Annotated in this window: 18 protein-coding genes; 11 read left to right on the forward strand and 7 right to left on the reverse strand. The window is 63.7% G+C overall.

Annotated elements, in window-relative coordinates; translation table 11 throughout:
* The first annotated feature begins 35 nt into the window (after positions 1-35).
* Positions 36-818: a FadR/GntR family transcriptional regulator gene (locus tag CK226_RS00780; RefSeq protein ID WP_095787676.1), complete on the forward strand. Its 783-nt coding sequence runs from the start codon at positions 36-38 to the stop codon at positions 816-818.
* A gap of 105 nt (positions 819-923) precedes the next feature.
* Here the strand turns inward: CK226_RS00780 and CK226_RS00785 are convergent, their stop codons facing one another.
* Positions 924-1,862 carry an NAD(P)-dependent oxidoreductase gene (locus tag CK226_RS00785; protein WP_095790757.1) on the reverse strand — a complete coding sequence of 313 codons (939 nt, stop codon included), beginning with the start codon at positions 1,860-1,862 and terminating at the stop codon, positions 924-926.
* A 118-nt stretch (positions 1,863-1,980) separates the two neighbouring features.
* On the opposite strand from CK226_RS00785, the gene CK226_RS00790 reads away from it, so the two are divergent.
* Both CK226_RS00790 and CK226_RS00795 read left to right on the forward strand, forming a co-directional pair.
* Positions 1,981-2,871: an NAD(P)-dependent oxidoreductase gene (locus CK226_RS00790; RefSeq protein ID WP_095774024.1), complete on the forward strand. Its 891-nt coding sequence runs from the start codon at positions 1,981-1,983 to the stop codon at positions 2,869-2,871.
* Between the two features lie 107 nt (positions 2,872-2,978).
* The gene (locus CK226_RS00795; RefSeq protein WP_095791049.1) at positions 2,979-3,755 is read left to right on the forward strand and encodes a FadR/GntR family transcriptional regulator; all 777 of its coding nucleotides are present in this window, start codon (positions 2,979-2,981) and stop codon (positions 3,753-3,755) included.
* 88 nt (positions 3,756-3,843) lie between these two features.
* Here the strand turns inward: CK226_RS00795 and CK226_RS00800 are convergent, their stop codons facing one another.
* Entirely contained in the window at positions 3,844-4,134 is a 291-nt protein-coding gene (locus tag CK226_RS00800; RefSeq protein WP_179296478.1) for a DUF3175 domain-containing protein, read from the reverse strand.
* A gap of 178 nt (positions 4,135-4,312) precedes the next feature.
* Between CK226_RS00800 and CK226_RS00805 the strand changes: the two genes are divergently transcribed.
* The 7 genes from CK226_RS00805 (at position 4,313) to CK226_RS00835 (ending at position 12,400) form a co-directional block, all read left to right on the forward strand.
* Positions 4,313-5,542: an MFS transporter gene (locus tag CK226_RS00805; RefSeq protein WP_095790758.1), complete on the forward strand. Its 1,230-nt coding sequence runs from the start codon at positions 4,313-4,315 to the stop codon at positions 5,540-5,542.
* Between the two features lie 140 nt (positions 5,543-5,682).
* Positions 5,683-6,711, forward strand: coding sequence for a LacI family DNA-binding transcriptional regulator (locus CK226_RS00810; RefSeq protein ID WP_095791050.1), 1,029 nt, complete (start codon positions 5,683-5,685; stop codon positions 6,709-6,711).
* A 308-nt stretch (positions 6,712-7,019) separates the two neighbouring features.
* Positions 7,020-8,147 carry a sugar ABC transporter substrate-binding protein gene (locus tag CK226_RS00815; RefSeq protein ID WP_095773858.1) on the forward strand — a complete coding sequence of 376 codons (1,128 nt, stop codon included), beginning with the start codon at positions 7,020-7,022 and terminating at the stop codon, positions 8,145-8,147.
* An 80-nt stretch (positions 8,148-8,227) separates the two neighbouring features.
* On the forward strand, positions 8,228-9,775 hold the full coding sequence (locus CK226_RS00820; protein WP_095787681.1) for a sugar ABC transporter ATP-binding protein: 1,548 nt from the start codon (positions 8,228-8,230) through the stop codon (positions 9,773-9,775).
* Positions 9,772-10,752 carry an ABC transporter permease gene (locus CK226_RS00825; RefSeq protein WP_095773859.1) on the forward strand — a complete coding sequence of 327 codons (981 nt, stop codon included), beginning with the start codon at positions 9,772-9,774 and terminating at the stop codon, positions 10,750-10,752. Before CK226_RS00820 ends, CK226_RS00825 begins: the two co-directional genes overlap by 4 nt.
* Positions 10,749-11,735, forward strand: coding sequence for an ABC transporter permease (locus CK226_RS00830; protein WP_095790759.1), 987 nt, complete (start codon positions 10,749-10,751; stop codon positions 11,733-11,735). The genes CK226_RS00825 and CK226_RS00830 overlap by 4 nt, the downstream gene beginning before the upstream one ends.
* Positions 11,736-11,851: 116 nt before the next feature.
* Complete coding sequence (locus CK226_RS00835) at positions 11,852-12,400, forward strand: gluconokinase (protein WP_095790760.1); 549 nt, start codon at positions 11,852-11,854, stop codon at positions 12,398-12,400.
* A gap of 82 nt (positions 12,401-12,482) precedes the next feature.
* Here the strand turns inward: CK226_RS00835 and CK226_RS00840 are convergent, their stop codons facing one another.
* Both CK226_RS00840 and CK226_RS00845 read right to left on the reverse strand, forming a co-directional pair.
* Complete coding sequence (locus CK226_RS00840) at positions 12,483-12,932, reverse strand: Rrf2 family transcriptional regulator (protein ID WP_095773862.1); 450 nt, start codon at positions 12,930-12,932, stop codon at positions 12,483-12,485.
* A gap of 249 nt (positions 12,933-13,181) precedes the next feature.
* Positions 13,182-14,168 (reverse strand): sulfate ABC transporter substrate-binding protein, encoded by a 987-nt coding sequence (locus tag CK226_RS00845; protein ID WP_095790761.1) that lies wholly within the window; start codon positions 14,166-14,168, stop codon positions 13,182-13,184.
* On the opposite strand from CK226_RS00845, the gene CK226_RS34705 reads away from it, so the two are divergent.
* On the forward strand, positions 14,167-14,340 hold the full coding sequence (locus CK226_RS34705) for a hypothetical protein (RefSeq protein WP_179300942.1): 174 nt from the start codon (positions 14,167-14,169) through the stop codon (positions 14,338-14,340). The two genes, CK226_RS00845 and CK226_RS34705, sit on opposite strands and share 2 nt — an antisense overlap.
* 52 nt (positions 14,341-14,392) lie before the next feature.
* Here the strand turns inward: CK226_RS34705 and CK226_RS00850 are convergent, their stop codons facing one another.
* The 3 genes from CK226_RS00850 to cysT form a co-directional block, all read right to left on the reverse strand.
* Positions 14,393-15,433: a sulfate/molybdate ABC transporter ATP-binding protein gene (locus CK226_RS00850; protein ID WP_010910344.1), complete on the reverse strand. Its 1,041-nt coding sequence runs from the start codon at positions 15,431-15,433 to the stop codon at positions 14,393-14,395.
* 72 nt (positions 15,434-15,505) lie between these two features.
* Complete coding sequence (gene cysW / locus CK226_RS00855; protein ID WP_095773864.1) at positions 15,506-16,390, reverse strand: sulfate ABC transporter permease subunit CysW; 885 nt, start codon at positions 16,388-16,390, stop codon at positions 15,506-15,508.
* A complete protein-coding gene (cysT, locus tag CK226_RS00860; RefSeq protein ID WP_095787685.1) occupies positions 16,383-17,234 on the reverse strand; it encodes a sulfate ABC transporter permease subunit CysT in 852 nt (283 codons plus the stop codon). Before cysT ends, cysW begins: the two co-directional genes overlap by 8 nt.
* Positions 17,235-17,262 lie beyond the last annotated feature (28 nt).

The raw sequence follows: 17,262 nt of genomic DNA on the forward strand, positions 1-17,262 counted from the left end.
CCGGGCGACAGGCGGTCGACCGTATTGGAACGTGGATGCCCCAGGACAAGGCAAAGAAGCAAGCCAGCCGGGCCAAGGCGCAAGCCAGCCGCGATCCGGCGGTCGTGCGCAGAGCGGATGCGGCGCACTTTCCCGGGTCCAGTGTTCATGCCTCGCTCGCCAGCGAGATTGGTCTGCGGATCGTGCGCGGCGACTATCCGCCCGGCAGCATCCTGCCCAACGAGGCCAAATGGGCCGAGACGTTCAACGTCAGCCGCTCGGCGGTGCGCGAGGCGATCAAAATGCTGATGGCCAAGAGTCTTTTGGCATCACGTCCCAAGATCGGCAGTTGGGTCGAACCGAAGGAGCGCTGGAACCTGCTCGACCGCGACGTGCTCGCCTGGTACGCGACCGCACCCGACCGTGAAACCTTCCTGCGCACCGTGCAGGAGTTCCGCCATATCATCGAACCGGAAGCATCCGCCTTTGCCGCCATGCGGCGCAGCGACGAGCAGATGGCCGAGATCAGCCTGGCCTGCCGCGAGATGGGCGAGGCTGCGAACCTGCCGGAACGCATCCGTGCCGACACACGGTTCCACCTCGCCATCCTGCGGGCCTCGGGCAACGACCTTCTGGTGCCGCTCGGCGTGCTGATCGAGTCCGCGCTCGACCATCTCTTCGTCTTCACGACACGCCAGATCAGCGACCAGACCCGGGCGCAGAAACTGCACGAGGCGATCGAGAAGAACATCCGCCTGCAACGGCCGGCGGCGGCGCGCAATGCCGTGCACAAGCTGCTTGCCGACACCGATGAGGGGATCGGCAGCCGGCGGCGGTAGCCGTCCGGCGGTTAGAGCAATTCCAGGAAAAGTGTGAAACGGTTTTCCCGGGAAAAGCGCATAGCGCTTTCCCTGGGGAATTGCGTCAAACAAAGAGTTACAGCCTTAGATCGTCTGCTTCTTGCCATCCTTGGTCGGCATCAGATCGACGCCGTTGACCTTGCCGATATGGGTCGCCAGCATCGGCACGAACTGTTCGGCCGGGCCGGTGGCATGGGCGCCGGCGAAGGAGTTCTTGGTGGCGTTGCCGAGCGGGTTGGCGATGCCGGCGGCACCCGCCATCGATTCCAGATAAGTCAGGTCCTTGAAGGCGTTGGCGATGGTGAATTTGTGGGCGTCGCGGTCGCCTTCCAGTGTCCAGCGCATGAAGGTCTGGTAGAAGCCGCAATCCATGCGGCCATTGCGGATGACGCTGTCGAAACGCGGTGGCGAGATGCCGACCTTTTCGGCCAGGGCCAGCGCCTCGGAATAGATGGCGGCGTAGCCCAGCGAGATGAAATTGTTGAGCAGCTTCATGCGGTGGCCATCGCCGGTGTCGCCGATATGCACGATGCGGCCGGCCCAGGTCTCGATCACCGGCTTGACCCTTGCAAAGACGGCGTCGGGTGCGCCGACCATGGCGTCGAGCGTGCCTTCCCAGGCTTCTTTCGGCGTGCGACTCAGCGGCGCGTCGACAAAGTCGATGCCCAGCGCCTTGAGTTCGGCCGCAAGCGCCACGGTAGAGACTGGGTCCGAGGTCGAACAATCGACAACGACCGAGCCTTTCTTCAAGCCTTCCTTGAGGCCGCCGGGGCCTCGGATGATGGCCTCCACTTCGCGCGAACCGGTGACGCAGATGAAGGCGATATCGGACGCCACTGCCACATCGTGCGAGGTCGACGCTTCCTTGGCGCCGCGGCCAAGAAGGTCCTCTGCCGGCTTGCGGTTCTTGCGGCCAAGGAATGTCAGGGGATAGCCCTTGTCGACGATGTTCTTGGCAATGCCGTGCCCCATCAGGCCAAGGCCGATGAAGCCGATCTTTTCGCGCGCGGTGGTGGTGTTCATGTCGTCGTCCTATTCCGGATTATCGATAATTGCGTCGCTGTTTTAGCCATATGCGGTTGCAGAAAGCAATATTGTCTGACAATAGACGGCAATTCCAGAGCCTGTCATGGAGACCAGAATGACGAAGCGGATCATGTTCACCGGCGGCAGCGGCAAGGCTGGGCGTCATGTCGTGCAATATCTTGTCGAACAGGGCTGTCAGGTGCTCAACATCGACACCAAGCCGCTCGACAATCCCAAGGTGCGCACGCTGATCACCGACATCACCGATAGCGGGCAGGTGTTCAACGCGCTGTCGAGCTATATGGGATTGCACGAATTCGACCCGTCGCTGCGCCCGCAACCGGTGGATGCGGTGGTGCATTTCGCCGCCATCCCGCGCATCATGATCACGCCGGACAATGAAGTGTTCCGCATCAATGCGATGGGCACCTACAATGTCATCGAGGCCGCGGTGAAGCTCGGCATCCGCAAGGTGATCGTCGCTTCCTCGGAGACGACCTACGGCCTAGTGTTCGCCAACGAGCCGCGTGACCCCAAATATTTCCCACTCGACGAGGAGTATGACGTCGACCCAATGGACAGTTATGCGCTGTCCAAGGTCGTCAACGAGAAGACGGCGCGAGCCTTCGCGCAGCGCAATGGCACCGACATCTATGCCTTGCGCATCGGCAATGTCATCGAGCCGCATGAATATTCGCTGTTCCCGAAATGGTTCGCCGATCCGGGTTTCCGCAAGCGCATCGCCTGGAGCTATGTCGACGCGCGCGATCTCGGCCAGATCACGCTGCGCGCCATCGAGAAGGACGGGCTCGGCTACCAGGTGTTCAACGCCGCCAATGACGACACTTCGTCCGACCTGCCGACGGCCGAACTTTTGCGGCGGTTTTATCCCGATGTGCCGGTCAAGGCCGAACTCGGCGAATACGAGACGCTGCTTTCCAATCGCAAGGCGCGAGACATGCTCGACTTCCGTCCGGAGCATAGCTGGCGCAAATATGTCAAATAGGCCGAACGGGGATAAAATCGCGGCTGGGTTGTGCATAGAAGCGGGCTTTGCGGCCCAGCGCCCGCGCCGCGCTTGACAGGTTCCGCAAACCGGCCTTTCTGAAGTCCATGCGGGACGCAAAGCCGAACAAGGAAAGAGCGCCGAAAAAGCCGGCATCCGCCGAGCGCCAGCCCGGCGTTCGCCGATCCGATGCGGCGCGCATTCCCGGCGCCAGCGTGCACACGTCGCTGGCCAGCGAAATTGGCCTGCGGATCGTGCGCGGCGACTACCCGCCCGGCACCATCCTGCCCAATGAGGCGAAATGGTCGGAAACCTTCAGCGTCAGCCGGTCGGCGGTGCGCGAGGCGATCAAGATGCTGATGGCCAAGAGCCTCTTGGCCTCGCGCCCCAAGATCGGCAGCTGGGTCGAGCCCAGGGAACGCTGGAACCTGCTCGACCGCGACGTGCTCGCCTGGTACGCGACGTCGCCCGACCGCGAGGTGTTCCTCAAGACGGTGCAGGAGTTCCGCCACATCATCGAACCGGAAGCCACCGCCTTCGCCGCCATGCGTCGGACCGACGAGCAGATGGCCGAGATCAGCCAGGCCTGCCGCGAGATGGGGGAGGCGGCCAGCCTGCAGGAGCGCACGCGCGCCGATACGCGTTTTCACCTGGCCATCCTGCGGGCTTCCGGCAACGACCTCCTGGTGCCGCTCGGCGTGCTCATCGAGTCGGCATTCGACCATCTCTTCACCTTCACCACACGAGCGGTCGACGACCTCAATCACGTGCAGAAGCTGCATGAGGCGATCGAGAAGAACATCCGGCTGCAACGCCCGGACGCGGCGCGCGCCGCGGTGCGCAAGCTGCTCGCCAACACCGACAACGTGATCAAGTCGCGCTAGGTTGTTGATATTCAGGTGACGCCGGCCTGCGAGCGGCAGTTTTTCTCGGCTCGGCCTGACCTGAATCTCAACACACCCGAGGCCGGAGCTAATCTTCCTTCTCGCGCCCGAAGGCCACGCGCAGTTCGTCCTTGGCGCGCTCAAGCACTCGCCTGCGCGTGGCGGGCAGGTTCTTGCCGGCGCGGTTGATGTAGAAATTCAGCATCGACATGGCGGATTGGAAAGGTTCGGCCTTGCGGCGATGGCTGTGTTCGGCCGACCGTTTGAGCGAGGCGGCGATCTTCCTGGCATCGTCGGACTCGAAGACGTGATCCTCGAGATCCATGGCGTCGCTGTGCTCGGTCACCTCGGCCGACCATTTCTGCCTGGCAGCGGTCATGGCTGGGACTCCTTTGCGGCTTGATGATCGGAAAACTCCAGACATCGGCGTCGGTTCCCGCTTTCTTGTCCGCTCTGGAGCCACGGATTTGCCCGCCGTGGCGCTGCTGCGTCCCGAGAATGCGCCGATAGTGGCGCAAACGGCAGCCGGTTTTCGTAACCGTCGACAGGAAACGCCTTTGACCCGAACCGACTTGAGCCGGCCGAGCCCCGGCATCGACAGTTCCTACGCCTGGATGCGCCTGGCCATCTCGATGGTGCTGGCGACGATCGGTGCGGTCGGCATGTGGGCCGTCGTGGTGGTGCTGCCTGCGGCGCAGGCCGAGTTCGGCGTCGACCGAGCCGCGGCATCCATGCCCTACACAGCGACCATGGTGGGCTTCGCCGCCGGCAATGTGCTGGTCGGCCGCGCCATCGATCGCATGGGGTATTGGATCCCGGCGCTGATTTCCTCCGTAGCACTCTCGGCCGGCCTCCTGCTTGCCGCACTTTCGACCTCGATCCTGCAATTCACCCTTGCCCAGGGTGTGCTGATCGGTGTTGGCACGTCAGTGATCTTCGGGCCGCTCATCGCCGACATCTCGCACTGGTTCAACCGCCGGCGCGGCGTCGCGGTAACGGCGGCGGCGGCGGGCAATTACCTCGCCGGCGCGCTCTGGCCGACCATCATGCCGACGCTGATCAAGGTGGAAGGCTGGCGCTTCACCTATGCGGCCATCGGCATCTTCTGCCTGGTCACCATGGTGCCGCTGGTGCTGATGCTGCGGCGCGGCGCTCCGGAGGCTGCCGCTGCTGGGTCGCCGGGAAGCCGGTCTGTGCAACCGATTCCAATGTCGCCGGCGGCGCTGCAGGCGCTGCTGGTTATCGCCGGCCTTGGCTGCTGCGTGGCGATGTCGATGCCGCAGGTGCACATCGTCGCCTATTGCATGGATCTTGGATACGGCATTGCGCATGGCGCCGACATGCTGTCGATCATGATGGCGGCGGGCGTCGTCAGCCGGCTTGCCTCGGGCTTCGTTGCCGATCGCATCGGCGGCGCCAAGACCCTGGTCATCGGCTCGGTGCTGCAATGCCTGTCGCTGCTGTTCTATATTCCGTTCGACGGGCTCGCCTCGCTCTATGTCGTGTCGCTGGTATTCGGCCTGTCGCAAGGCGGCATCGTGCCCTGCTATGCGATCATCGTGCGCGAATATCTGCCGGCCAAGGAGGCCGGCCAGCGTATCGGCATCGTCATGATGGCGACGATCTTCGGCATGGCGATCGGCGGCTGGATGTCGGGCTGGATCTACGACCTGACCGGCTCCTACGCCGTAGCCTTCCTCAATGGCATCGCCTGGAATTTGCTGAACATAGTGGCGATAGGGCTGTTCATGTGGAAGGCAAGGGGCAGGGCCGTCATGGCAGCCTGAGGCGCGCCTCGGCTTGACAATGGGCAAGGGCTGCGCGACCCCAGAGGCAAAGGGTTGCGGCAACAGGCCGGTGAGATGGCGACAGCTCAGATGATCGTATTGCGGGCGCGCTTCGGCGGCCATATGCGCGGGCGGTGGCCTTGATCAAGCCGCGCGCGCGCCGGGGCGGCGGCCGCCCGACCATATCGGATGTCGCGCGCAAGGCCGGCGTCGGCGCCATCACAGTGTCGCGGGCGCTGCGCGAGCCGGAGCGCGTCAGCCAGGATCTGCGCCGCCAGATCCAGGCCGCCATCGACGAACTCGGCTATGTGCCGGACCCCAATGCGCGGGCGCTGGCTTCGGCGCGTGCCGAGGTGTTCGGCGTGCTGGTGCCATCGCTCACCAACAACGTCTTCGCCGAGGTGGTGCGCGGCATCTATGACAGCCTGTCGGACAGTCCGTTCCGCATCCAGCTTGGCAACACCCACTATTCCGGGCTCGAGGAGGAGCGACTCTTGCAGCTGTTCGGCTCGCAGCGGCCGGCAGCATTGATCGTCGCCGGCATCGACCAGACGCCAACCTCGCGAAAACTTCTGGAGAATGCCGGCTGCCCGGTGGTGCAGGTGATGGAGACCGGGCCCGATCCCATCGACATGATGGTCGGCTTCTCGCATCTCGACGGCGGCAGGACGGCGACCGAGCACCTGATCGAGATGGGGTATCGCCGCATCGGCTTCATCGGTGCGCGCATGGACCCGCGCTCGCAGCGACGCCTTGCCGGCTACCGCGCGGCGATGGAGAAGGCCGGACTGTTCGATCCGCGCCTGGTCACCACCACGCCGGTGCTGTCCAGCGTGCCGCTCGGCCGCGAATTGTTCCGCGATGCCCTGGCCAAGATGCCGACGCTCGACGGCGTGTTCTGCAACAATGACGATATCGCGCTCGGCGTGCTGTTCGAGTGCCATCGCGCCGCGATCGATGTGCCCAAGACCATCGGCATTGTCGGTTTCAACGATCTCGACATGATGCAGGTGGCGTTTCCCTCGATCACCAGCATCCGCACCTACCGCTACGAAATCGGCAGGCGGGCCGTCGCCATGGCGCTGGCGGCGATCGCCGGTGACCGACCGCAGGAGCGGGTCGTCGATCTCGGCTTCGAGCTCAAGCGCCGCGAGAGTACAGCCCGCTGAACCCGCTTTTTAGAAGGCGCTCAAATGGCGCTTTACACAACGCTATGGTAGCGCTACCATTTTTCAGAGCGATCCTCGCGTCCGAAGTGTTCCGCTTGTTTATTATACATAAGCAACAGCTCACGCTTGTTTATTATGTATAATATGATAGTTTTTCTTCGGTCGATGGGGACGGCAAAGGGGAGGTTGGCGCGAAGGTCGTTGGCACCTGACAGGCGTGACTGGGCAAGGCGGGAGGGCCTGCCGGAAACGCGGGAATTGCATAAAACTGAAGCAACAAATCAGAACTGCAATCGGGAGGATTATCGATGATCAAGTCACTCGTCGGTGGCATCGTTGCCGCCACTGCATTCGTAATGTTGAGCTCGTCGGCGATTGCTGCGGGTCCCGAAATCGTCAAGGGTCCGGCTGCCGAGCCTGACTGTTTCGCGCCCTGGGCAGCCGACACGCAATTCTTCAAGTTCCCCAAGAAGGCCGGGCCGTACCGCATCGCGCTGGCCAACGGCTATATCGCCAACACCTGGCGCATCCAGATGGTGCAGACCGCAAAGGCCTATGCGGCACAGAAGGACGTCGCCGCGAAGCTGAAGGAATTCAAGGTCGTCTCGACCGGTGAGGACGTGCCGGCGCAGATTTCGGCGATCAACAACTTCATCGATTCCGGTTATGACGCGATCGTTGTCAACGCGCAGAACCCGACCGCATTCGGGCCAGTGATCAAGCGCGCCAAGGAAGCCGGCGTCGTGCTGGTTGCCTTCGATAACATTCTCGACACCAAGGACGCCATCAACGTCAATGTCGACCAGAAGGGTCTTGGCGAGCTGTGGGGCAAATGGTTGATTTCCCATGTGCCGAATGGCGGCAAGATCCTCGAAGTGCGCGGCGTTGCCGGGACCTCGGTCGACACTGATCGCCACAACGGCATCCATGAGGTTCTCGATGCCTCCGGCAAGAAATGGGCCGTCACCGAGGTCGTCGGCAAGTGGGACGACGGCGTCGCGCAAAAAGCTTCGGCCGATGCGATCGCCACCAACGGCCCCTTCGACGGCGTTACCGGGCAGGGCGGCGACACCGGTATCGTGCAGGCGATGATCGATGCCAAGCATCCCTTCGTGCCGTTCGGCGGCGAGACCGAGAACGGCTTTCGCAAGTTCTGCGCGGCCCACGCGGCCGACGGGTTGAAATGCTCGTCAGCCGGTACCGGTCCGGCGCAGGTGGCGGTTGCCATCAAGACGGCGATCGCAGCGCTTGAAGGCAATGTCGTCCCGCAGTCGGTCAAGCTGCCGCTTGCCATCGTCGAGGATCCGAACTTCAAGGCAGGTCAGGATTTCTTCCCCGACCAATCCGATAATTTCTTCGTCGGCAATTCCTTCCCGACCTGCGGCATTAATTTCACCGCGCAGGAAATCATGGGCCAGACCAAGGCGGACCAGTAGCTGCAATCCCGGCGCCGTGGGATCTCCCGCGGCGCCGGTCACTTGATATGCTGATGATCAAAGCGCCCCGGGGAGGGCCGATGGACAGTGCGGTTCCGCTCTTCCGGATGGAAGGCATATCCAAGCGCTATGGTGGCGTGCGAGCTCTGGAAAAGGCGGAGCTTGTCGTCACATCCGGCAGCATCCACGCCATCCTTGGCGAAAACGGCGCCGGCAAGTCGACGTTGATCAAGGTCATGGCCGGTGTCGTGGCGCCTGATGAGGGCCGCATGACGCTGGATGGCCGGGAGGTGACCTTCCTGTCACCGGCCGCCGCCAACCAGGCAGGCATCGTCTGCATCTTCCAGGAGCTGTCGCTGGTTCCAGATCTCAGTGTCGCCGACAACATCGTCATTTCCGATCCGCCCAAACGCTTCGGCATGATCGACCGCGGGGCACAGCGACGCATCGCCGAGGAGGCGCTGGCGCGCGCGGGCGCGGCCGACATCCATCCGCTGGCGCTGGTCAAGGATCTGCCGCTGTCGCGCCGGCAGATGGTCGAGATCGCCAAGGCGCTGGCCAGGAAGCCGCGCATTCTCATCCTCGACGAGGCGACCTCGGCGCTGACGGCGGCGGATGTCTCGAAGATTTTTGGCGTCCTGAAGCGGCTGCGCGCGGAAGGGCTGGCACTGCTCTACATCTCGCACCGCATGAACGAGATCGCCGAACTTGCCGATCAGTGCACGGTGTTCCGCAATGGCCGCAATGTCGCCAGCTACAAGGCCGGCTCCAAGAGCGACAATGAGGTGGTCGAATTGATGATCGGCCGCGAATACAGTCACATCTTCCCGCCCAAGCCGGCGGCCGTGCCGGCTACAGCCGCACCCAGGCTTGAAGCCCGCAAGCTCTCCTGGACCGACCGGCTGCACAACATCTCGCTGACCGTCAGGGCAGGCGAGGTGGTCGGCCTCGGCGGTCTCGACGGCCAGGGCCAGCGCGAATTGCTGCTAGCCTTCTTCGGTGTGCTGCGCGGCCTTTCCGGCGAGGTGCTGATCGACGGCAAGCCGGTGGCGATCAGCAGTCCCGCGGCGGCCCGCGAGGACCGTATCGGGATGGCGCTCATTCCTGAAGACCGCAAGACCGAAGGACTGATGCTGCCGATGACAGTGCGTGAGAACCTGTCCTTCGCCGCGCTCGACCGGCTGTCCAAAGGCGGCATCATCGACCGCGCCGCCGAGCAGCGGCTGATCGACGACATGGTCGGCCTGCTCGCGATCAAGACGGCGGGTCTCGATATCCCGGTCGGCGCGCTCTCGGGCGGCAACCAGCAGAAGGTGGTCATCGCCAAATGGCTGATGCGCCAGCCGCGCATCATCCTGCTCAACGATCCGACGCGCGGCATCGATGTCGGCACCAAGCAGGAGCTCTATCAGCTGATGCGCAAGCTGGCGGACGCCGGGGCCGCGATCCTGTTCTATTCGACCGACTATGACGAGCTGATCGGCTGCTGCGACCGCGTGCTGGTGCTCTATGACGGCGCGGTCAAGCGCGAACTGGTCGGCGCCGAGATCACCGAGCGGGCGCTGATTGCAAGCGCGCTCAACATCCATGGCGAGGAGAGCCCGGTGGGCCTGGGAGCAAGCGCGTGAAGGATTGGCGCTACTGGCTGGCGGAGCAGCGCGGAACGCTGCTGGCGCTCGGCATCTTCATCGTCATGTTCATCATCTACACCTCGAACCATCCGGCCGGCTTCACCGCCAATGTGGTGCAGACGGCGGCGAACAAGGGCGTGCTGCTCGCTTTCGTCGCCATGGCGCAGACGCTGGTGGTGATCACTGCCGGCATCGACCTATCCGTCGGCATGATCTTTCTCCTGACCAACTGCCTGGCCTCCTGGCTGGTGGTGGGCACGCCCATGCAGACGACGCTCGGCGTCATCGCCGTGCTGGCGGTCGGTCTTCTGTGCGGCGCCGTCAACGGCGCCATCGTCATCTACGGCCGGCTGCAGCCGATCGTCGCCACCATCGCCACCGGGGCCGTCTATTACGGCATCGGCCTTTTGCTGCGGCCCTTCCCGGGCGGCTCGGTCAATGAGGATCTGGCCGATGCGATGACCGGACGCGTCTTCGATGTGGTGCCGGCGAGCCTCGTCGTGCTGTTCGCCATCGTGTTGTTGATCTGGGTGCCGTTCAGCCGCTCGGTGCTTGGCCGCGCTGCCTACGCTGCAGGATCGTCGGAGACGGCGGCCTATATGTCGGGCGTGCCGATCAGGCGCGGCAAATTCGCCGCCTACACGCTGGCCGGGCTGCTGGCGGCGATCGGCGGGCTGTTCCTGACCTTTTTCACCTATACGGGCGATGCTGCCTATGCCAGCGGCAACGCCTACACGCTGTTTTCGATCGCCGCCGTGGTGTTGGGCGGCGTCTCGCTGTTCGGCGGCAAGGGCAGCGCCATCGGCGCCATCTTCGGCGCGCTGGCCTTCCGCACCATTGGCGATCTGTTGTTCGTGTTCGATTTCGATCCGCTCTGGCAGCCGCTGTTCCAGGGCGTTATCCTGCTGATCGCGGTCAGCCTCGGCGCCTTCGCCCTGTTTCGGGTCCGCAACCGGCTGGAGTGGTTCCTGTGAGCGAAACGACGCTTGGCGGCATTGCCGGCCGCATGCCGAAATTCATCCGCCGCGCCGATCCGGCGGTGCTGACTGCGTTCGCCTGCATCGTGCTGTTGCTGTTCCTCGGCAGCCTCTATTCCAGAAGCTTCCTGTCGCCTGAATATCTGCTGCAGCAATTGAAGGTGGCCTCGTTCCTCGGCGTCATCGCCACCGGCATGATGCTGGTCATCCTGCTCGGCCAGATCGACCTGTCGGTGCCATGGTCGGTTGCGGCGGGCGCGATGATGGCCTGCGCGGCGGCGGCCTACGGTCCGCTCGGCGTGGCGCTGGCCATTCCGTTCGGCATCTTCTGCGGCGTGCTGATCGGCATCGTCAACGGCATCGGCGTCGCCTATCTGCGCATTCCCTCGATGATCATCACGCTCGCCACCAACGCCGTCGCGCAAGGGCTGATGGTGGTCTACACCGGCGGCTTCTCGCCCCAGGATTCGGCCACGGGTGCGATGCGCTACCTCGCCACCGGCTTTGCCATTCCGGGCGTTCCCAACGCCGTCATCATCTGGGCGCTGATCGGGGCCGCGATGGTCTTCGTGCTGACCCGCACCGGCTTTGGCCGCACCGTCTACGGCATCGGTAACCGCGAGCGCGCCGCGTATCTCTCCGGCATTGACACAAGGCGCGTGGTGATGATCGCCTTCGCCGTCTCCGGCGGGCTGTCGGCCTTCGGCGGCGTGCTGCTGGCCGGCTATGCCTCGAAGGCGGCGCAGTCAATGGGCGATGCGTATTTGCTGCCATCGATCGCCGCCGTGGTGCTTGGCGGCACCTCGATCCTGGGCGGGCGCGGCTCCTATCTCGGCACCGTCGCCGGCGTCATCCTGATCACGCTGCTGCAATCCATCCTGTCGGTCATGCAGATGCCGGAGGCGGGGCGGCAGATCATCTATGGCGTCGTCATCGTCGCCATGCTGCTGCTCTACGGCCGCGCGCCGGCAAGCCGCTAGAGCCGGATGATTCCAGGCCGAATCGACCCGAAATCTGAATCCGCCTCTAAATCAAGGAGATAGAGCATGATGTCGTCCGAAAACCGCTTCACACTTTTCGGCATCATGCTCTAGCCGTGGACGAAGAAGCAGCACAGGCGCCGGCGGGCGTTCCCCGCGCGGCGCCCCCGGCCATCGTGGTGATGGGTGTCGCCGGTTGCGGCAAGTCGGCTGTCGGCATCGCGCTGGCGGCCGGACTGGATGCCGTCTTCATCGAAGGCGACAGGCTGCATCCGCCGGAGAATGTGGCGCGCATGGCAAGCGGCGAGCCGCTCACCGACCAGTTGCGCGAAGGCTGGCTCGACGCCATCGGCGAGCGCATCGCGACGTCGATCGGCGAAGGGCAGGGCGTGGTCGCGGCCTGCTCGGCGCTGAAGCGCAGCTACCGCGAGCGCCTGCGCGGTTTTTGCCCCGACCTCATCTTCCTCTATCTGGAGATCGACCCGGCGACGGCGAGGCAGCGGGTCGCCAGCCGCAAGGGCCATTTCATGCCGGCAAGCCTGGTCGACAGCCAGTTCGCCATACTGGAGCCGCCGGGCAACGATGAGCGGGCGCTGACGATCGACGCGACGCGTCCCGTCGCCGATGTCGTCGCGGACGCAATGCATCTGCTGGCCAATTCATGAGCCGGTACCCGTCGCCTGTCATGGCATCGCCATGGGCGATCATGGAATCTTACGATGACAAACGCCGCCCCTGGCCGTCGATCTAAATCTGCGACGACAGCTCGACCGGGAAATCGTCGTTATCGGCATCGCGCATGGCGGCGAGGCTTCTGTTATCGAGCACCTCGGCAATCGCCTGGCGCACTTCCAGCATCATGTGCCGGACCTGGCAGGTCGCCTCGTCGCAATCCTCGCAGCGCTGGTACTGCGTGCGGCTGGCGCAGGGTATCGGCGCCAGCGGGCCGTCCAGCACGCGTACGACATGGCCGATCTTGATCTCGGAGGCAGGGCGGGCGAGGCGATAGCCGCCTTCCTTGCCCTTGCGGCTTTGGACGAAGCCGGCATTGCGCAACTCGCCCAGGATGGCGTCGAGGAATTTCTTCGGGATGTTGTTGGCGACCGCGATGTCGTTGACGAAGGCCAATTGGCCGACCGGCAAGCCGGAAAGATGCACGAGGGCCTTGAGGCCGTATTTGCCTTTTTTTGTCAGCATGCCCGAGTCAACCCGTTGAAGCCCCAACCACCCCGCATCTGGCGGCTGTTTGTGTGCAAATAATGACGGTTTCGCCGCGCGATGATATTTCGCGAAAACAAGACGCCGAATGGCACGTTAGGCACAAACGCGTTGATTCTTTGTAACGTTTTGCCGGGATGGCGCCGTATTCGTCCTGGCGGATGGCAGAAACGAAGAAAGCCGGCTCGTTGCCGGCTTTCCTCATCTACGCAATCGATGCTGCAACCGTCAGCGGCTGCCATAGGCCTGGTCGAGCAGGCCGCCCGGGGCGAAATGCTCTTTCTGGATCTTGTCCCAGCCGCCGAAGACGTCTTCCACAGTCAGCAGGCGTACCTGTGGGAAATCGGCCTTGTATTTGGCGGCGACGGCCGCATCACGCACCCGGTTGCCGTTCTGGGCGAGGATGTCCTGGCCCTCCGGCGTGTAGAGGAAATCGAGATAGGTCTTGGCCAGTTCGCGCGTGCCGTGCTGGTCGGCGACCTTGTCGACGATCGCCACCGGGAATTCGGCGAGCAGGCTGACCGAGGGCGTCACCTGCTCGAACTTGTCGTCGCCGTACTCCTTGCGGATGCCGCGCGTCTCGGATTCGAAGGTGATCAGCACGTCGCCGATCTCGCGCTGCACGAAGGTGGTGGTCGCGGCGCGGCCACCCGTGTCGAAGATCGGCACGTTGTTGAACAGCTTGGTGATGAACTCCTTCACCTTGGCATCGTCGCCCTTGAAGGCTTCCTTGGCGTAGGCAGTGGCCGCCAGATAGGTGTAGCGCGCATTGCCGGAGGTCTTCGGGTTGGGGAAGATCACCTGCACGTCGTCGCGCACCAGATCGTTCCAGTCCTTGATGTGCTTGGGATTGCCGGCGCGCACAAGGAACGAAGGCAGCGAATAGAAGGGCGAGGCATTGTCGGGAAAGTCCTTCTGCCAGTCGGCGGAGACGAGCCCTTTCTTGACCAGGAAATCGACATCGGTGACCTGGTTGAAGGTGACGACATCGGCGCCAAGGCCCTCGGCGATGGCGCGCGCCTGCGCCGAGGTGCCGGCATGCGACTGGTCGACGGTCACGCCCGGATGCCCGGCGACGAAGGCCTTGTTGACCTGGACGAACAGTTCGCGGCCAACGTCATAGGAGGCGTTGAGCAGCTTGTCGGCCGACCAGGCTTGGGAGGATGCGAGGAACAGGCCGGCAACAGTGGCAACGCCGAGGAAAAATCGCTTCATGAAAAAGGCTCCGGATGCAATGCGTACGCTAACCATAGCCGTGGCGCAGGGGGCGGGGCGAGGCATCGAGGCGAGGGCCTGGGTCTTGTTGCTAGAAAAACTGTTGCCCGAACAGGTGGATCGTAGGATTTTCTTTCAAGAGGGTCATGCTGTATTGCGGATGAAAGATTAGGTCACTGCCATCGGGCGAGATGTCCCTTTGGCATACCAAAGTCGCCGTGGTCTCACGCCGCCGGAAACAGCTTCCAACGCCCCGGACGGAACGCCACCCGGCTCTTCTGGGCCGCGGGATGGCCGACAGGCAGTTCGATCTCGACCCGCTGGCGCTCGCCGCCGATTTCGAGTTCGACGCGCCGGGTGCCGGCGACGCGGCGGCTGGCGGCGACCGTGCCGGCGATGCAGCCGCTGCAGCCGTCGAGCAGTTCGACATCGTGCGGGCGAAAATACAGCGTCGCCTCGCCCTCGGGCGCATGCGGCGCCGACAGGCCGATCGGGCGGTCGGCAAGCCAGATTTCGCCATTCTCGACCTTGACGGGAAGTGAGCTCGATTCGCCGATGAAGCCGTAGACGAACGGCGAGTTCGGCGTGTCGTAGATGTCGTCGGCGGTGCCGACCTGTTCGATGCGGCCCTGGCTCATCACCACGACGCGGTCGGCAAGCTCCAGCGCCTCTTCCTGGTCATGGGTGACGAAGACGGTGGTGTGGCCGGTGCGGTCATGGATCTCGCGCAGCCAGCGGCGCAGTTCGCGGCGCACCTGCGCATCGAGCGCGCCGAACGGTTCGTCGAGCAAAAGCACCTTGGGTTCGATCGCCATGGCACGCGCCAGCGCGACACGCTGGCGCTGGCCGCCGGAGAGCTGCGCCGGATAGCGCTTCTCCAATCCCGAAAGCTGGACGAGGTCGAGAAGTTCGGAAGCGCGGCGGCGGATTTCCTGCGCCGGTGGCCGCGAGGATCCGTGCCGGACTTTCAAGCCGAAGCCGATATTGTCGGCCACCGTCATGTGCCGGAACAGCGCATAGTGCTGGAAGACGAAGCCGACATTGCGCTCCTGGATCGACTTCTGCGAAGCATCCTCGTCGCCGAAGAAGATCTTGCCGCGCGTCGGCCGTTCCAGCCCGGCGATCAGCCTGAGCAGCGTCGTCTTGCCGGAGCCGGACGGCCCCAGCAAGGCGATCAGCTCGCCCGACTTGATGTCGAGCGACACGTCATGGAGCGCCGGAAACCGCTCGAACTCCTTGCGCACGTTGGCAACGCGAACTTCCATACAAATCCCTTTGTAGTTGATGCATGTCGTTGTCCCAAAACCGGCTCCCACTTTTGGGCGACATGCATTTAGTCAGTGTCCGCGCGTCGCGGCGAGTTCGGCGCCGTAGCGCATCTCGAGCAGTGTTTTCAAGACCAGCGTGACGAGCGCCAGCCCGGCAAGCAGTGAAGCGACGGCAAAAGCACCGACGGCATTGTACTCGTTGTAGAGGATTTCGACATGCAGCGGCATGGTGTTGGTCAGGCCTCTGATATGGCCCGACACCACCGACACCGCACCGAATTCGCCCATGGCGCGCGCGTTGCAAAGCAGTACGCCGTAGAGCAGGCCCCATTTGACGTTGGGCAACGTGACATACCAGAAGGTCTGCCAGCCATTGGCGCCGAGCGAAAGGGCGGCCTCCTCGTCGCCATTGCCCTGTTCCTGCATCAGCGGGATCAGTTCGCGGGCGACGAAGGGGAAGGTGACGAAGACGGTGGCCAGCACAATGCCAGGCACGGCGAACAGGATCTGGATGCCATGCGCCTTCAGCCACTCACCGAGCAACCCTTGCGCGCCGAACAGCAGCACATAGACCAAGCCCGAGATGACCGGCGAGACCGAGAAGGGCAGGTCGATCAGCGTGGTGAGAAACGCCTTGCCCTTGAACTCGAACTTGGCGATCGCCCATGCAGCGGAGATGCCGAAGACGACATTGAGCGGCACAGAGATCGCTGCGACCAGCAGCGTCAGACGGATGGCCGAGCGAGCGTCCGGCTCGCCCAATGCCAGCGTATAGGCACTGATGCCTTTCGCCAGCGCCTCGTGGAAGACGATGATCAGCGGCAAGAGCAGGAAGACGCCGAGGAAGACAAAAGCGATCGCCATCAGCACGGCTTGCGCGGGACGGCTTTCCGTCACCGCCGCCGAGCGGCTCTCATGGTAGGGTTCGTAGGATTTGATTTCGGGATCAGCCATAGCGCTTGCGGCTCCATGTCTGCACGAGATTGACGACCAGAAGCATGACGAACGATAGAGCCAGCATGATCGCCGCGATCGCGGTCGCCGCCGGGTAATTGTATTCCTCCAGCCGGATGACGATCAGCAGCGGCGCGATCTCGGATTTGTAGGGCAGGTTGCCGGCGATGAAGATGACCGAGCCGTATTCGCCGACGCCGCGCGCGAAGGCCAGCGAGAAGCCGGTGATGATGGCCGGCGCCAGGCCTGGAAACAGCACGCGGGTGATGATCTGGAAGCGGTTGGCGCCAAGCGTGGCGGCGGCTTCCTCCACCTCCCTGTCGATCTCCTCCATGATCGGCTGCACCGTGCGCACGACGAAGGGCAGGCCGATGAAGACCAGTGCCACGACGATGCCAAGCGGCGTGTAGGCAACCTTGACGCCGAGCGGCATCAGCAATTTGCCGATCCAGCCATTCGGCGCATACAGCGTGGTGAGCGCAATGCCGGCGACCGCGGTTGGCAGGGCGAAGGGCAGATCGACCATGGCGTCGACGATGCGGCGGCCGGGAAAGCGGTAGCGCACCAGTACCCAGGCGACCAGCGTGCCGAAGACGACATTGACGGCCGCCGCGAGGAAGGCGGTGCCGAAGCTGATTTCCAGCGCATTGATGGTGCGGCGGTCGCTGGCGATCGCCCAGAATTCAGCCCAGCCGAGCGAGGCCGAGCGCCAGATCAGCCCGGACAGCGGAATGAGGATGATGAGGGTGAGGTAGGCAAGCGAGAAGCCGAGCGTCAATCCGAAACCTGGAATGACACTCGGCTGCCTGAATCGCCACCCCGCCTGAGCGGGTGCTGTGGTCATGGAGTTCTGGATCGTCCCTTCTCACTCA

The organism is Mesorhizobium sp. WSM4311 (genome assembly GCF_002295115.1).
GTDB lineage: Bacteria > Pseudomonadota > Alphaproteobacteria > Rhizobiales > Rhizobiaceae > Mesorhizobium.

What these genes read in the sequence shown, in the direction of transcription:
- CK226_RS34705 (WP_179300942.1), top strand. Translation starts at nt 14,167, where the DNA reads ATGAAAAAGGCTCCGGATGCAATGCGTACGCTAACCATAGCCGTGGCG.
- CK226_RS00800 (WP_179296478.1), bottom strand. Translation starts at nt 4,134, where the DNA reads ATGACCGCTGCCAGGCAGAAATGGTCGGCCGAGGTGACCGAGCACAGC.
- CK226_RS00815 (WP_095773858.1), top strand. Translation starts at nt 7,020, where the DNA reads ATGATCAAGTCACTCGTCGGTGGCATCGTTGCCGCCACTGCATTCGTA.
- CK226_RS00785 (WP_095790757.1), bottom strand. Translation starts at nt 1,862, where the DNA reads ATGAACACCACCACCGCGCGCGAAAAGATCGGCTTCATCGGCCTTGGC.
- CK226_RS00780 (WP_095787676.1), top strand. Translation starts at nt 36, where the DNA reads ATGCCCCAGGACAAGGCAAAGAAGCAAGCCAGCCGGGCCAAGGCGCAA.
- CK226_RS00795 (WP_095791049.1), top strand. Translation starts at nt 2,979, where the DNA reads ATGCGGGACGCAAAGCCGAACAAGGAAAGAGCGCCGAAAAAGCCGGCA.
- CK226_RS00820 (WP_095787681.1), top strand. Translation starts at nt 8,228, where the DNA reads ATGGACAGTGCGGTTCCGCTCTTCCGGATGGAAGGCATATCCAAGCGC.
- CK226_RS00790 (WP_095774024.1), top strand. Translation starts at nt 1,981, where the DNA reads ATGACGAAGCGGATCATGTTCACCGGCGGCAGCGGCAAGGCTGGGCGT.
- CK226_RS00845 (WP_095790761.1), bottom strand. Translation starts at nt 14,168, where the DNA reads ATGAAGCGATTTTTCCTCGGCGTTGCCACTGTTGCCGGCCTGTTCCTC.
- CK226_RS00850 (WP_010910344.1), bottom strand. Translation starts at nt 15,433, where the DNA reads ATGGAAGTTCGCGTTGCCAACGTGCGCAAGGAGTTCGAGCGGTTTCCG.
- cysT (WP_095787685.1), bottom strand. Translation starts at nt 17,234, where the DNA reads ATGACCACAGCACCCGCTCAGGCGGGGTGGCGATTCAGGCAGCCGAGT.
- cysW (WP_095773864.1), bottom strand. Translation starts at nt 16,390, where the DNA reads ATGGCTGATCCCGAAATCAAATCCTACGAACCCTACCATGAGAGCCGC.
- CK226_RS00840 (WP_095773862.1), bottom strand. Translation starts at nt 12,932, where the DNA reads ATGCTGACAAAAAAAGGCAAATACGGCCTCAAGGCCCTCGTGCATCTT.